Source organism: Rhodococcus sp. UYP9 (assembly GCF_040547235.1).
GTDB lineage: Bacteria > Actinomycetota > Actinomycetes > Mycobacteriales > Mycobacteriaceae > Rhodococcoides.
The window spans coordinates 856310-870151 of the sequence record NZ_JBEPPH010000001.1 but is presented as its reverse complement, the minus strand read 5'-3'; the positions used below and the strand labels follow the sequence as shown (position 1 = coordinate 870151).

The window sequence follows — 13842 nt, the reverse complement described above, 5'->3', positions numbered from 1 at the left end:
CCATTCAAGCGATCGTGCGGCCGAAACCGACCGCCGCGATCGGGTGGGTCGCCGCAACCGACCGACGAACCCGCCGGCCGGCGCGAGAAACTAGATCAGCACGGCACCCTGGGATGCCGATCCGACGAGTTTGGCGTACTTCGCCAGCACACCGCGTGTGTACCGCGGAGGTAGCGGCGCCCAACCCTCCTTGCGCTTTTCGAGTTCTTCTTCGTCGACGAGCAGGTCCAGTGTGCCTTTTCCGACGTCGAGGCGGATCTGGTCGCCGTCGCGTACGAGGGCCACTGGGCCACCGTCGACGGCTTCGGGTGCGACGTGGCCGACGCAGAGGCCTGTGGTGCCTCCGGAGAAGCGGCCGTCGGTGAGCAGCAGGACGTCTTTGCCGAGGCCTGCGCCCTTGATGGCGCCGGTGATGGCGAGCATTTCGCGCATGCCTGGGCCGCCCTTGGGTCCTTCGTAGCGGATGACGACGACGTCACCTGCGGTGATGGTGCCGTCTTCGAGTGCGTCCATTGCGGCGCGTTCACGTTCGAAAACCCTTGCAGTGCCGGTGAATACGTCGGAATCGAATCCGGCAGATTTAACGACGGCGCCCCCGGGAGCGAGGGAGCCCTTGAGGATGGTGATGCCGCCGGTCGGGTGGATGGGCTTGTCGAGTGCGCGCAGCACCTTGCCGTCGGGGTCCGGGGGCGCGATGTGAGCGAGGTTCTCGGCCACGGTCTTTCCGGTGACGGTGAGGCAGTCACCGTGCATGAGCCCGGCGTCGAGCAGCGCTTTCATGACCACTGGGACGCCACCGATGGCGTCGACGTCGGTCATGACGTGCTTGCCGAACGGCTTGACGTCGGCGAGGTGTGGAACTTTGGCGCCGACTCGGACGAAGTCGTCGAGGGTGAGTTCGACTTCTGCTTCGTGGGCGATGGCCAGTAGGTGCAGCACGGCGTTGGTCGATCCGCCGAAGGCCATGACGACGGCGATCGCGTTCTCGAATGCTTCCTTGGTCATGATGTCGCGTGAGGTGATTCCACGGCGGAGGAGTTCGACGACGGCTTCACCACTTGCGTGGGCGAATCCGTCGCGTCGACGGTCCGGCGCGGGCGGGGATGCGCTGCCCGGCAGGGACATGCCCATGGCTTCTGCGGCACTGGCCATGGTGTTGGCGGTGTACATGCCGCCGCAGGCACCTTCGCCGGGGCAGATTGCGCGTTCGATGGTGTCGACGTCGGCGCGCGACATCAGTCCGCGTGAGCAGGCACCGACGGCTTCGAACGCGTCGATGATGGTGACCTGGTGCTCGCTGCCGTCGGACAGCGTTGCGAAGCCGGGCAGCGTGGAACCGGCGTAGAGGAAGACGCTGGCAAGGTCCAGTCTTGCGGCAGCCATCAGCATGCCGGGCAGTGATTTGTCGCAACCGGCGAGAAGTACCGATCCATCGAGTCGCTCCGCGCTGACGACGGTCTCGACGCTGTCGGCGATCACCTCGCGAGATACCAGCGAGAAGTGCATGCCTTCATGCCCCATGGAGATGCCGTCGGACACCGAGATGGTGCCGAATTCGAGCGGATAGCCGCCGGCGGCGTGGACGCCGACCTTCACGGCTTTGGCGAGGCGCTCGAGCGAGAGGTTGCACGGGGTGATCTCGTTCCACGACGATGCGACGCCGATCTGAGATTTACCCCAGTCCTTGTCACCCATCCCGACGGCTCGAAGCATTCCGCGCGCAGCGGTCTTCTCCAAACCGTCCGTGACGTCGCGGCTACGGGGCTTGACGTCCGGTGACTGTTTGTCGGAAAAATCCTGCGGGGTCGACATGACACTCCTGACCTGTTTGCGTGGATAGGGGGCTGTTATCCAAGGGCAAGCCTAAACCTGCCGTCGGGGAGTCACCGCCGGGGACGACACGTCGCAATGCGGGAGGCAGTCGACGGATTCGGGATCGGCGCGACGCTCGCCCCTGATCATCGTCGCCGCGACGATCGCGCCGAGGACGAGCAGGCCCGCGCAGATGATCATGGCCGTATGAAATCCTGCGGAGAATACGGCGGGGTTGTCGTAGTCCACGCCCGAGATGCCGGCGAGCCCGGGCAGTGCGGCGACGGCCAGCAGTTGGCTGGTTCGCGCGAGGGCGTTGTTGACGCCGGAGGCGGTACCGGCCCGATCGGAGGAGACGGCGCCGAGTACAGCGCCGGTCAGTGGTGCGACGAGCAACGACAGTCCGAGACCGAACACCAGGACGGCGGGGAAGACTTGGAGGAGATAGGTCGAGCCCGGTTCGATGCGCAGCATCAGCAGCAGGCCGACCGCTGCGACGAGCGGCCCGATCGTCATCGGCATCCGCGGACCGATGCGCTGGGCCATGCGGCCGGTGCGAGAAGAGAGGGTCAACATGAGAATGGTGATCGGCAGTGTGGCGACACCGGCTGCGATCGGAGAGTAGTTCAACGCCAGTTGCAATTGCAGGATCAGCAGGAAGAACACTCCACCCAGCGCCGCGTAGACAGCCAACGTGACGAGGTTGGCCGCAAGGAAGAGTCTGGAAGCGAACAGTGACGGCGGAACCAGTGGGTTCTTGGTTCGCAGCTCGATGACGACGAAGACTGCGAGTGCCACGACGCCGAGGCCGACGAAGATCCACAACGCTTCGATGAACCCGAAGGTGAGTAGCCCGAGTGCGAGCGCGACGACTGCGGCGCCAGGGAGGTCGAGCCGACCGTGAGCATTCGGGTCGCTGCTCTCCGGCACGTGCTTACGCGCGACCCATACGACGACGATGGCCAGCGGAATGTTGAGCATGAACACCGAACGCCACCCGGCAATTTCGACGAGCCATCCACCGAGCAGCGGGCCGACGGCCGATGCGACGCCGCCGAGCCCGGACCACAGACCGATTGCGGCACCGCGATCATCGGGGTGAATCGAGGCCGAGATGAGAGCAAGACTGCCCGGAGTCAGTAGCGCGGCACCCACGCCCTGGATCAGCCGGGCAGCGACCAGCACCTCGATGTTCGGGGCCAGTCCGCACAGAATCGACGCGAGCGCGAACCAGACGGTGCCCCAAATGAACACCTTGCGACGGCCGAGCCGATCGCCCAGTGCACCACCCAACAGAATGAGCGACGCGAGAGTCAGCGTGTATCCACTGATCGTCCACTGCAGCCCTGAGACACCGGAATCGAGATCCCGAGCGATGTCCGGCAGGGCGACGTTGACTACGGTGCCGTCGAGCATCGCCAGTGAGGAACCGAGCACGGTGGCGGCGACGATCCAACGTCCCCGCGAGGACGCCAGTGGAACCGACGCTTCAGCACTCACGTGCGAAGTCTGGCACTGATCGCTGCTCGCGACCCTCGAAATTCGAGCTACAGATCCTCGACGCAGACGATGAAGTTGCGCTCGTCGTAGGCGTAGCCGCTGGTGGCGGGATCCGAGCAGTCGTTCACCTCGGTGGTGCCGGGCAAGATTTCGACGACTCGGACCGTTTCTGCGCCCGGCGTCGCACAGTCGGCTCGCACCGGGTCGTCACCGGAGACCTCCATGCATCCACCGACCACCCAGTCGACGTCGAGGCACAGTGCTCCCTGCTCGACGCCTCGCAAGGTTTCGTAGTAGTACTGGTCGGCGTCGCTGATGCACTCGTCACCGGAAGGGGCTTTCGCGATCACCTTGTAGTTGGAGGCGGGGCTGCCGCACGTCGCGTTGTCGATGTCGGCATCGTCGAATGTGCCACCGAGTTCGACGCACTCACCGATCTCTACGTCGATGTCGATGTCGATGTCTTCCTGAGCGGGAGGGGGCCTCGTCGTCGTTGCTGTCGTGGGATTCGGACCGGCGTCGGCGGCCGGAATCGCGCGAGGAGTGATGTCGGAGCTACAGCTCGCAACGATCAACGCTGCGCACGCCAAGGCGGCCGACACCGCGAAGAAACGGCGGGCGGCGCCACGAAGTGGACGGCATGAGGTGGTCATCTTCTGAAATCCTGAATTCTTTCGAGTGAACATCGAACGCGGTCCGATAAAAGTATCCGACGACCCGGTGAAGTGACACTCTGCCGATCTTTTTCCACGTGGTTGTCGGTGGTATGAGGCAAGATCGACCAGGTGGACCTACCTCTCGCATGGCCTCTCCAGCCGATGCTCGCCAAGGCGGCAAAGGCCGTACCCAAGCAGTCTGCCGAGGGGGACGCCGAATGGTCGTACGAGCCGAAGTGGGACGGCTTCCGGTCCATCGTCTTCCGTGACGGGGACGAGGTCGTACTCGGCTCCCGCGGCGGCAAGAATCTCGCGAGGTATTTTCCGGAGTTGGTCGACGCAGTGCGCCGTGATCTTCCCGATCGGATCGTCGTCGACGGCGAGATCGTGGTGCCGCGTGAGATCGACGGTCGGAGGCGACTCGACTGGGATGCGCTGTCGGAGAGAATTCACCCGGCCGAGAGTCGAGTGAAGATGCTGGCGGAGAAGACGCCGTCGATGTTCGTGGGTTTCGACCTTTTGGCGCTCGGCTCGACGGATATGACGGGTGAGCCGTTTCGTAGCCGTCGCGCACAGCTTCTCGAGGCCGTCGTGGGTGGCACGCAATGCCAGGTCACCAGTGCCACCGACGATGCGGCCACTGCCGAGGATTGGTTCGAACGATTCGAGGGTGCCGGCCTCGACGGCGTGGTCGCCAAGAAGCTCGACGGCCTGTATCTGCCGAACAAGCGAGAGATGATCAAGGTCAAGCACGCGCGTACGGCAGACTGCGCTCTCATCGGATATCGAATTCACAAGTCGGGCAAAGGAATTGGCTCTCTGTTGCTCGGTCTGTACGACGGCGACCAGCTTCGGATGATCGGCGGTGCGTCGGCATTCACCGACAAGCGGCGGGTGGAATTGCTCGACGAGCTTGCGCCGCTGCGAGTAGGGGAGGATGTCGTCTCCGACGCGCAAGCGAACAGATGGACGTCGAACAAGGATCGGAGCTGGGTGCCGCTGCGAGTAGAACGCGTCGTCGAAGTCGCCTACGACCAGATGGAGGGTGAGCGGCTTCGGCATGCGGCGAGGTTCCTTCGGTGGCGACCGGACCGGGACCCGATGTCGTGCACGTACGAGCAGTTGGAGGTCCCGGTGCGGTACGACGTGGCCGATGTCATCGCAGGGGGTAACTGAGATGGCCGCGAAGACGCCGCCGGCATTCGTGGATGCGGGTGGACGTGAAGTGCGTGTGTCGAGCCCTGACCGCGTCATCTACGAGGCAACCGACCGGACTCCGGCGATCACCAAGTTGGCTGTCTGCGAGTATTTCGCGGCGGTCGGTGAGCCGCTTCTGCGGGCTGTCGGCGCACGGCCGATTGCCATGGAACGGTGGCCCGACGGCTTCCGTGAAGGCATGAGGCTTGCGCTCGGGCCGCAGGACAAGGAGGGTGACGGCTTCTATCAGAAGCGGCTGCCCAAAGGCGCGCCCGAATGGATCGAGACAGTGAAGGTCACGTTCCCGAGCGGCCGTACGGCAGACGAATTGTGTCCGAGTGAATCTGCTGCGCTGGTGTGGGCCGCGCAGATGGGCACGCTGACCTTTCATCCATGGCCGGTGCGAACGCCGGACCTGGACCATCCCGACGAGCTTCGGCTCGACCTGGATCTGCAGCCTGGTACGACCTTCGCCGATGCACAGCGGGTGGCGGAGGTGACCCGCGAGCTGTTGGCCGAGCTCGGCCTTCGCGGGTACCCCAAGACGAGTGGTAGCCGGGGGATCCATATCTACGTCCCCATCCGACCGGAGTACACGTTCGAGCAGGTACGACATGCGGCTATCGGTCTCGGACGCGAGCTGGAACGGCGTGACGAGGGTGTGACGACCAAGTGGTGGAAAGAGGAACGCGGCAAACGAATCTTCCTCGACTACAACCAGAACAATCGAGACCGAACCATCGCGAGCGCGTGGAGTCCTCGGGCTCGGCCGGGAGCGCCGGTGAGTACGCCTTTGACGTGGTCGCAGCTGGCCGCCGTCACCGATCCTCGTGATTACAACATCACGACCGTCCTCGGGCACCTGGAGGACGGGGACCCGTGGGAAGAGATGGATTCCCAGGCGTACTCGCTCGAGCCTCTTCTGGAGCTGTGGGAAACCCTGCCGGGTGGTGAGCTCAACTTTCCACCCGACTACCCCAAGATGCCCGGTGAACCGCCACGTGTGCAGCCGTCGAAGAAAGTTGCCGAGCATTGGGACGATCAAGGCAACCGCGTCGAATAGGTGCGGGTTGAGGAACCGCTCGACTGCCGTCGCGGTTCGCTGAATCAGCTCATCGCTGGTAACACGCGGTGGGTCGGGCGCTAAACTTCTATTTTTGGCCGGTCGAAAGTCGATCGGTGTCCGCGGAGGTGATTCCCATCAGTGAGCAGGTTCTCGGTACAGAGTTGCCGACGCGGATGCCGTTCGATTTGGATCTGAGCCATCGACTGGCCGCGGTGGCGCGGGATTTGCGTCGTCAGCACAATGATCCGGACAAGACCCTCGCTGCGATCACCGAGTCCGCGGTCGTGAACGTGCCTGCTGCCGAATACGCCAGCATCACCACGGTGCTGCAGGGCAAGTTCGTCTACAGCGCTGCCTTGTCCGGTGACGTCGCGGCCGCGTGTGACTCCCTTCAGGAGCAGTTGGGCGAAGGCCCGTGCCTGGAGTCGGCCATCGAACAGCGCACTATCCGGATCGACGATATGGATGCCGATACCCGATGGCCGCGTTTCGCCGACGCGGCTTCCGCGCTCGGCGTCAAATCCATGATCTGCTTTCAGCTCTACGTGGAGGGGTACAACTTCGGCGCGCTCAACCTCCACTCGTCGCGGGTGCATGCGTTCGGGGTGGACGCGGAGTCGATCGGTTCTCTGTTCGCGGCGCACGCCGCAATAGCATTTTCCACTGCCCGTGAGGAACAGCAGATTCGTGCCGCCTTGACCAGCCGCGACATCATCGGGCAGGCCAAAGGCATGCTCATGGAGAGGTACAAGCTCAGCGCGCAAGAGGCGTTCGCGTTGCTGTCGAAACTGTCGCAGGAGACGAACACCAAGCTCGCCGATATCGCCAACCGTGTGGTTGCCGATGCCGAGACGAACGCCAAGGCTTAGTTGTCAGAGCCCGGTTCGTTCCACGGGTAGGCGTGAAAGCAGGCTCCGTGCACAGTCGACGGTCAATTGCGGGTCGTGACTGAGTACGTAGGAAAACTTGCGTTCCATGTCCGCGCCGGTGTCGCCGAGATCTTTCGCGGCAAGGATCGCCGAGAAATGTGGTGACAGAACCACCACGACCCACTCCTCGCACACCGGATCGCCTGGCTCCAGATCGGCTCCGCGTACCTTCGGTGCCGGTTCGGAGCCCATACCTTGGGCGAGCGCGCCGACCAGTGCTGCCTGAGTTGCCATCACCTCCCACCGCCGCGCGGTGAGTGAGGTGAAGTGTTCACGCTTTTCGAACGAGCCGAGGATCACCGCGGTCTGCAGGGATTGGCTCGCAATGGATTCGAGCCCTTTGCTCATCTCGACGAGCAAACGTTTGGTCGACGGCTTGCTGTCCCTACCCGCTGCGGCAAGTTCATACGGGGAGGCCCGTGGCATCGATCCGCGTTCCGGTGAAGTGCGAAAGCTCAACGGAGACAGCTTTTCCGACGGCTCTACCGGCGACCGATTCTGCTCGGTGAAATACCGGCCCTGCCCGACGCGTGCACCCAGTGCGAGTGCGATGTGCACTGCTTCCTCGTTGTCGATGCCCTCGGCCATGACGATGGCGCCGGTTCGTTCGGTGTACGCCGCGACGGCATTGACGACGCGGGCGGTGAACAGACTCGGTTTTCGGGTGATCAGGGAGCGGTCCAACTTGACTACATCGGGTTCGAGGAGGGGCAGCAGAGCCAGGGACTCCGGCCGGACGCCGACGTGATCGACGGCGATGGCCCAGCCGAGGCGTCGTACGTCTGCGACGGCGCGTAGGAGCTGTGCCGGCCGGCGGATGAGTGAGGTCTCGTCGAGTTGGAGAACGGCGGTACCCGAACCTGCCTGGGCACGATCGGGGAGGTGCGCAAGCGAGTCGGGATCGATGGCGATGAACAGTGGTACGGCTTTCAAGGAATCGGAGTCTGCGATCCGTCCGACGGCGCCTTCCCATCGAACCAGGTCCAGATCGACCGTCATGTTCATCGCCCGGGCGGCAGAGGCGAGTGCAGCCGGATCACCGAATGCGGAGCCTTCGGGGCCACCGACGATGGCTTCGTGCCCGATGACCTCGGAAGTCAACAGGTCGACGAGTGGCACGAAGTCGATGTGAAGGCTGCCCGGCCCGAGAATCGATTCGAGGCCCCCGCCATCGAAATTCCTGGTCGAGGTGTCTCCGTTCATACCAAGCCCTCACGTCGTGCGACCGACTGCGTCGCGTCGCCGCGTGAGTTGATGAAGACGTCCAACACGAAGTCCTCGTCCATGTATCCCCCTAGCCGTTCGAGCTCGGCGTTCTCACCGATCACCGCGTGAACGCGATCTCCCGTCAGAGGGTAGTCCGTCACGTGATGACGCCAGTGCACTGCAAGAAGAGTGCCACCGGGTTCGAGATGCGCAGTGGCAGCATCGACTGCTACCCGAAGGTCGGGCTCGTCGAGGTAGTACCCCACCTCGCTGAGCACGATCAAGTCGAACGGCTCCTCACCGGCCACAGCACTCCAGTCGTCGGTCAATGACCACTTCACGAAGTCCACTGTCGCATTGTCGACGGCGGCGCGGGCGGTATCCAGCGCGGAATCGACGATGTCGGTCGATATGAGCGTTTCGCACCGCGTGCTCAGCTTCTCGGTCAGAACCCCGACCGAGCAACCTGGTTCGAGGCCGCGACGGTAGTGCGGCCGAGGGAGGGAGGCGACAGTGATCGAGTACTTTCTCTCCTCGTACCAGTTGGCACGCAACCTGAACGGGTCCGCGCCCTCGGCGTACACGGCATCGAAGTAGTCGCCGTGCAGTGTCATCCGAAGATCACCTCGCGGGGTCGCAGCAGGCGTTCCAGTGCGAAGGGAGGTAGCACCGCCCGGTCGTCCGGATGCTCCGACAGTGGTGAAATTTGCGTCCGAAACTCTTGTACCGCAGCCTCTTTGGCCTCTCGCGCATTTGCGTCGAGATCGACCTCGAATGCCCGGCTCCACGGTACGTCCGGATGATCAGGGCAAGCCCAGTGCCACATCCAGATCGGGTACTCGAGAATGGCGATACCGGTGCGTGACGCGGCAGTGATGCAGGCGCGTGCGGTGGCCTCGTGGTCGGGATGGCCGTCTCCGCGCCATGGCGTCAGGCACCAGGTTCCTGGGCCGCCGTGCAACGAATCGGTCAATACATGCGCGAGTTCGTCCTCGTGCTCGGCAACAGCGCCGTCCTCGAACCCCAGACGCGTCGGAGCGTTGCGCACCCCCAGTCGTGCCACGGCTCGCTCCGACTCGCGGGGGCGCTCGGACACGAGGTCAGCGGGCGAGAGCGTCGGCGAACCGGGATGTGAGGCGCCACCATCGGTGACCGCAATTACACTTATTTCGATTCCGGCGGCGGCAGCCATGGACATCAGCCCGCCGACGCCGAGCACCTCGTCGTCGGGGTGCGGTGCGACGACGACCAACTTGCTGCACCGCGTGAGATCGAGTGGGGGGAAGGTGCGATCCCATGCTCGCCACTCCGACTCGGGAGTTCCCGAGTCGGAGTCTGTGTCGAACGAGTGGGTGATGTCTTCTCGGCCGCTCACCACGGATAGTCCTCCTTCGCAATGTCTTCACCCAATGCTGCCAGATCGCGCTCGGCGTGGCTCTGCCGCAGATACACGCTCAGATCCGCGACCCGCTGGGCGTGTACCGCGTCGGCGCACAGGGGGCCCGCCCCCAGTGCTCGGCCGACTCGATCGATGCATTCGCTGGCGGCGCTCTCGACGATGGCCCGTACTACCCGGGCCCGAATTCGTCCTTGCCCATCGGAATCCATTGGGTCGGAATCTATTTCGGCAGCAGCGGTCGTCAACGCACTCGAAGCGGCACCCAATGCGGCCGCAACCGCGCCCAGATGCGCGTTCTTGTGAGCATCACCACCGGTGCGAGCGGCCGCATGCAGGGTGTCGGCCACCGCGCATGCACTACCGAACCAGCACGATGCGACGCCGATGGCACCGTGCCAGAAACCCGGCCGTTCGATGTAGGCGCCGGCTTCGCCGACAGGTATCGCCGAGGCGCCGTCGAACCGCACGGATCCAGAGTCGCTTCCTGCCATTCCGACGGCATGCCATGTATGTGGGATCGGGGCGCACCAGTTCTGCGTCAGATCCACTGCGAACATCTGCGACCGGTCGCCGACCTTCGCTGTCACCAGGGCATCGGTACAGATGTGCGCACCCGAGCACCACGGCTTCACTCCGGTGAGCTTCCAACCACCCTGGTCCTGAACGGCCTGGAGTACCGGGGTGGGCGGCTCGGCTGCCCAGACTCCCCAGATCTGCCCGCGCCTGGGTTTCGGGCCGTCGAGTTCGGCAAGGATGGCGATGGCATCTGCGTGCCCCTCGGCGAGGCGTCCGAGCACGGTGTTCTCTCTGCTCAGCATCGCCAGGGCTTGCCACCGCGCATCGGTGTTGCCTGCGCCGGGCAGCGGCAGGTCGGCGGCCTCCTCGACAACCCACTTGCGCAGTCTCGGAGTGATGTCGATCGTCATTGCGTCAACGCCGCTTCGAGGGTGCGGAGGTGCCCGGCGAATCCATCGGGTGCCCGGCCGTCCCGGCGATTCGACGTCGACACCGGCGAGTCGCATGCGTACAGCACCGGGATCGAACTGCTCTCCACCCGACGAATCAGATCCACGTCCTCTCCGGTCGGCAACGACCCGAACCCGCCGACGGCCCGATAGACGTCCGCGCGGAGGGCAAGATTTGCCCCGTGCACGTGCCGGTGCCCGACGTGGTTGCGGTACCCGGATCGGTAGGCACGTTCGAGGCCGGAACTGGCGGAATCGAGTTCGACGCGCACCGTGCCCGCGACGGCCTGGGCACCACGCCGCGCATGCCGTAGGTGCGAGGCCAACCAGTCGGGACGGACCTCACTGTCGGCGTCGGTCGTCGCGTACCAGGTTTCGTGCAGATTCGTCCCGCTCAGCCCGGAAGAGCGTTCCTCGGCGGCTCGAAAGCCTGCCGCGCGAGAGGACCCGACATTGCGGAAGTCCACCGATATCACCGAGCTCTCATCGGTATGTGCTGCCCACTCCGCAGCGATCGTCGGGGAGCTGTCGGAGCACGCGTCGAGTACCACGATGGTGCGTACTTCCACATCTTCGACGTACGCGCGGGAGCGGGCGAGGGAAGTCAAGGCCTGCTGCAGTAGATCCTCCTCGTTGTGAACCGGCACAACGACGACGATCTGTCGAATACGAGCCGAACAGTTTTTCACGTGTGCATCCTTCGCGGTCGTCGATCGCGAGGCTGGGACATCGAAGCGTCCGGACCTGGGCTGTCCGGTGTATTCGGCGTCCGCGCATCCGACTCGACATAATCTGCCGCCGGTGGCTCGACGGAATGCTGATAGGTCCGATAGACCCGCCTGGGAGTGCCCGTTAGTGGCACAATCCAAACACGGGTCGGCGGCTCACGAGGAAAGGTGTGGCGGTGTTCTTTCAACGTGGAGTGGTGCGGAAGGTGGCGCTGGTGGCAGGCCCGGTGTTGATAGGGGTGCCGGTGGCGTTGCTGACTGCCGGAACGGCGCACGGCGCCGAGTTGTCCTGCGGTGGGCAGCCCCCGGTGGAAAATGTGCTCGTCGATGGGACGAGTGCGTGCGGCGTGCGGACCGACGCCACGAGCAACGCATTCGCTCATGCACTCGATGCAGTCGCGTTCGCGCGCGCCGAGGTCGGTGGCAGCGCGGTCGGTCTTGCCCAGGGCGGTGCCGTCGCCGCTGCCGAAACAGCGTCAGGCCAGGTCGGCGCACTCGCGTTCGGCCACAATGCGGTGTCGATCGTCTCGCCCGATCCCGGCGCAGTCGCGGTAGCTCTTTCGCTGGCCCCCGGCCAGACGTTCGTGGGGACTGCGTCGGAAGGCGTGCGGTGTGACGCAGGAGCAGGTCTCGCACTGAATCTCACCACCGGACAGAGTTGCCTGTCCGACGGCGCCACCACCTGGAGGTCTGGCGTCGTCTCACCTCGGTGAGTGCTTCTTACGATCACAAGTTTTTCTTCGACAACATATGAGGGGGATGGCAATGTCGACACAGTTCAGCACCAACGAAGAGGTATTTCTCCGGATCGGCAAGGACCTCTGGTGGGCCGTTCTGATACGCGGGATAGTGGCCATCGTCTTCGGAATCGTTGCTCTGGCCTGGCCGGATGTCACGGTGTGGGCTCTGGTAGTCATTTTCGGTGCCTACGCGATCGTCGACGGGGTCTCGGCCATCGTTCGGGCAGCTCGGGCGAGGAAGGTCGAATCGGGTTGGGTGTGGTGGATGCTCGGTGGATTCGTCTCGCTCGGTGCCGGAATTGTCGCGTTCGTATGGCCGAACATAACGGCACTCGCTGTCGTCTTCGTCATAGGAATCTGGGCGATTTTGGGGGGAATCCTGGAAATCGCAGGATCTCTGCGACTACGGCGACTCGACGGCGCAACGCATTGGGTAGGGCTCATGATCGCGGGTGTTCTCGAACTCCTCTTCGGTCTCATTCTGGTGTTCTTCCCTGGTAGCGGCATCCTCGGCATCGTTTGGCTGGTTGGTGTGTTTGCGTTGCTCTTCGGCATCGCATTCGTCGTTTCGGCATTTCAGTTGCGATCGATGGCAAAGAAAGCCGGAATGATCTGAAACGTTCGATTTCGATTCGCACAATGTCGGCCGGGTATGTGTTAATGGCTTTTGAACTGCACGCTCGGGGAAGACTAAGGATGGACCGAAAAGTTATGGCATTCGCATCTAGGGCATCGCGCCGATTGGCCGTCCGGCTGTCTCTGGCGACCGTGACGGCTGCAGTGGGTATGAGTGCGCTGATCGCGCCGGCTCAGGCCGCTCCTCTGTGGCCCGGCGGTCCCGAGGCGCCCACCCTCCCTTCGTTCCCGGGCTCGTCGGACCCGGCCGCGCCGGTGCTACCCCAGCCGCAGATCCCGCGCCTGGCACCTGCGAACTTTTCCGATCCGTCCATCAGTCCGTCCGGCGGTGAGGTAGTCGGTGTCGCGCAGCCGATTGCCATCCGCTTCAACGAGGCGATCGGCGATCGCGGTGCGGCCGAACGTGCAATTCACATCACGACCTCACCTGCAGTCGACGGCCACTTCTACTGGATCAACGACAGCCAGGTCCGGTGGCTGCCCAACGAGTTCTATCCGGCACACACTCAGGTCACCGTCGAAGCAGCAGGTTCGCGCACCGACTTCTCTACCGGAGACTCCGTCATCACCACCGCGGACGACGCGACCCACACCATGACGATCACGCGCAACGGTGAGGTCGTGAAGACGATGCCGACATCGATGGGCAAGGCTGGGCACGAGACGCCCAACGGCACCTACCTCGTCGGCGAGAAGTTCCGCGACATGTACATGGATTCGTCCACCTACGGCGTACCGGTCGATTCGCCCGAGGGGTACCGCACCTACGTCGAGTACGCGACGCGCATCTCCTACAGTGGCATCTTCGTCCATGCCGCTCCGTGGTCGGTCGACTCGCAGGGTTACGAGGATGTCAGCCACGGCTGCTTGAACGTCAGCACCGAGGATGGACGATGGTTCTTCGAGAACTCGCAGAAGGGTGATCCCGTCGTCGTCGTCAACAGTGGCGGTGGCACTTTGAGTGGCTCCGACGGCTTGGGTGACTGGAACCGCTAGTTCTTGGTTTCG

The 13842-nt window shown here is 63.9% G+C and carries 14 protein-coding genes; 6 read left to right on the top strand and 8 right to left on the bottom strand.

Features of this window, described 5'->3' with window-relative positions; translation table 11 throughout:
- Nucleotides 1-90 precede the first annotated feature (90 nt).
- The 3 genes from ilvD to lppU all read right to left on the bottom strand — a co-directional run bounded on the left by ilvD (nucleotide 91) and on the right by lppU (nucleotide 3965).
- Nucleotides 91-1812, bottom strand: coding sequence for a dihydroxy-acid dehydratase (gene ilvD, locus ABIB36_RS04055; RefSeq protein ID WP_084345018.1), 1722 nt, complete (start codon nucleotides 1810-1812; stop codon nucleotides 91-93).
- Between the two features lie 51 nt (nucleotides 1813-1863).
- Nucleotides 1864-3228, bottom strand: coding sequence for an MFS transporter (locus tag ABIB36_RS04050; protein ID WP_373270498.1), 1365 nt, complete (start codon nucleotides 3226-3228; stop codon nucleotides 1864-1866).
- A gap of 131 nt (nucleotides 3229-3359) precedes the next feature.
- The gene (gene lppU / locus ABIB36_RS04045; protein ID WP_084345020.1) at nucleotides 3360-3965 is read right to left on the bottom strand and encodes an LppU family putative lipoprotein; all 606 of its coding nucleotides are present in this window, start codon (nucleotides 3963-3965) and stop codon (nucleotides 3360-3362) included.
- Between the two features lie 132 nt (nucleotides 3966-4097).
- Between lppU and ABIB36_RS04040 the strand changes: the two genes are divergently transcribed.
- From ABIB36_RS04040 to ABIB36_RS04030, 3 genes are all read left to right on the top strand, one after another.
- Nucleotides 4098-5144 carry an ATP-dependent DNA ligase gene (locus ABIB36_RS04040; protein ID WP_354559217.1) on the top strand — a complete coding sequence of 349 codons (1047 nt, stop codon included), beginning with the start codon at nucleotides 4098-4100 and terminating at the stop codon, nucleotides 5142-5144.
- A gap of 1 nt (nucleotide 5145) precedes the next feature.
- On the top strand, nucleotides 5146-6228 hold the full coding sequence (locus ABIB36_RS04035; RefSeq protein WP_354559216.1) for a DNA polymerase domain-containing protein: 1083 nt from the start codon (nucleotides 5146-5148) through the stop codon (nucleotides 6226-6228).
- Between the two features lie 176 nt (nucleotides 6229-6404).
- Nucleotides 6405-7100, top strand: coding sequence for a GAF and ANTAR domain-containing protein (locus tag ABIB36_RS04030; protein WP_084345058.1), 696 nt, complete (start codon nucleotides 6405-6407; stop codon nucleotides 7098-7100).
- Between the two features lie 3 nt (nucleotides 7101-7103).
- On the opposite strand, the gene ABIB36_RS04025 is transcribed toward ABIB36_RS04030, so the two are convergent.
- The 5 genes from ABIB36_RS04025 to ABIB36_RS04005 are packed head-to-tail and all read right to left on the bottom strand — an operon-like array spanning nucleotide 7104 to nucleotide 11419.
- Entirely contained in the window at nucleotides 7104-8363 is a 1260-nt protein-coding gene (locus ABIB36_RS04025; RefSeq protein WP_354559215.1) for an EAL domain-containing protein, read from the bottom strand.
- Nucleotides 8360-8980 carry a class I SAM-dependent methyltransferase gene (locus tag ABIB36_RS04020; RefSeq protein ID WP_354559214.1) on the bottom strand — a complete coding sequence of 207 codons (621 nt, stop codon included), beginning with the start codon at nucleotides 8978-8980 and terminating at the stop codon, nucleotides 8360-8362. Before ABIB36_RS04020 ends, ABIB36_RS04025 begins: the two co-directional genes overlap by 4 nt.
- Entirely contained in the window at nucleotides 8977-9741 is a 765-nt protein-coding gene (locus ABIB36_RS04015; RefSeq protein ID WP_354559213.1) for a PIG-L deacetylase family protein, read from the bottom strand. Before ABIB36_RS04015 ends, ABIB36_RS04020 begins: the two co-directional genes overlap by 4 nt.
- Nucleotides 9738-10691, bottom strand: coding sequence for an acyl-CoA dehydrogenase family protein (locus ABIB36_RS04010; RefSeq protein WP_084345026.1), 954 nt, complete (start codon nucleotides 10689-10691; stop codon nucleotides 9738-9740). Before ABIB36_RS04010 ends, ABIB36_RS04015 begins: the two co-directional genes overlap by 4 nt.
- Nucleotides 10688-11419, bottom strand: coding sequence for a glycosyltransferase family 2 protein (locus ABIB36_RS04005; protein WP_084345027.1), 732 nt, complete (start codon nucleotides 11417-11419; stop codon nucleotides 10688-10690). Before ABIB36_RS04005 ends, ABIB36_RS04010 begins: the two co-directional genes overlap by 4 nt.
- A 215-nt stretch (nucleotides 11420-11634) precedes the next feature.
- Here ABIB36_RS04005 and ABIB36_RS04000 point away from each other — a divergent pair, with 215 nt between their 5' ends.
- The 3 genes from ABIB36_RS04000 to ABIB36_RS03990 all read left to right on the top strand — a co-directional run bounded on the left by ABIB36_RS04000 (nucleotide 11635) and on the right by ABIB36_RS03990 (nucleotide 13830).
- Complete coding sequence (locus tag ABIB36_RS04000) at nucleotides 11635-12171, top strand: DUF6764 family protein (RefSeq protein ID WP_354559212.1); 537 nt, start codon at nucleotides 11635-11637, stop codon at nucleotides 12169-12171.
- Nucleotides 12172-12223: 52 nt separating this feature from the next.
- Entirely contained in the window at nucleotides 12224-12814 is a 591-nt protein-coding gene (locus ABIB36_RS03995; RefSeq protein WP_143541989.1) for an HdeD family acid-resistance protein, read from the top strand.
- 95 nt (nucleotides 12815-12909) lie between these two features.
- Nucleotides 12910-13830 carry a L,D-transpeptidase gene (locus ABIB36_RS03990; protein ID WP_502944865.1) on the top strand — a complete coding sequence of 307 codons (921 nt, stop codon included), beginning with the start codon at nucleotides 12910-12912 and terminating at the stop codon, nucleotides 13828-13830.
- The last annotated feature ends 12 nt before the right edge of the window (nucleotides 13831-13842 follow it).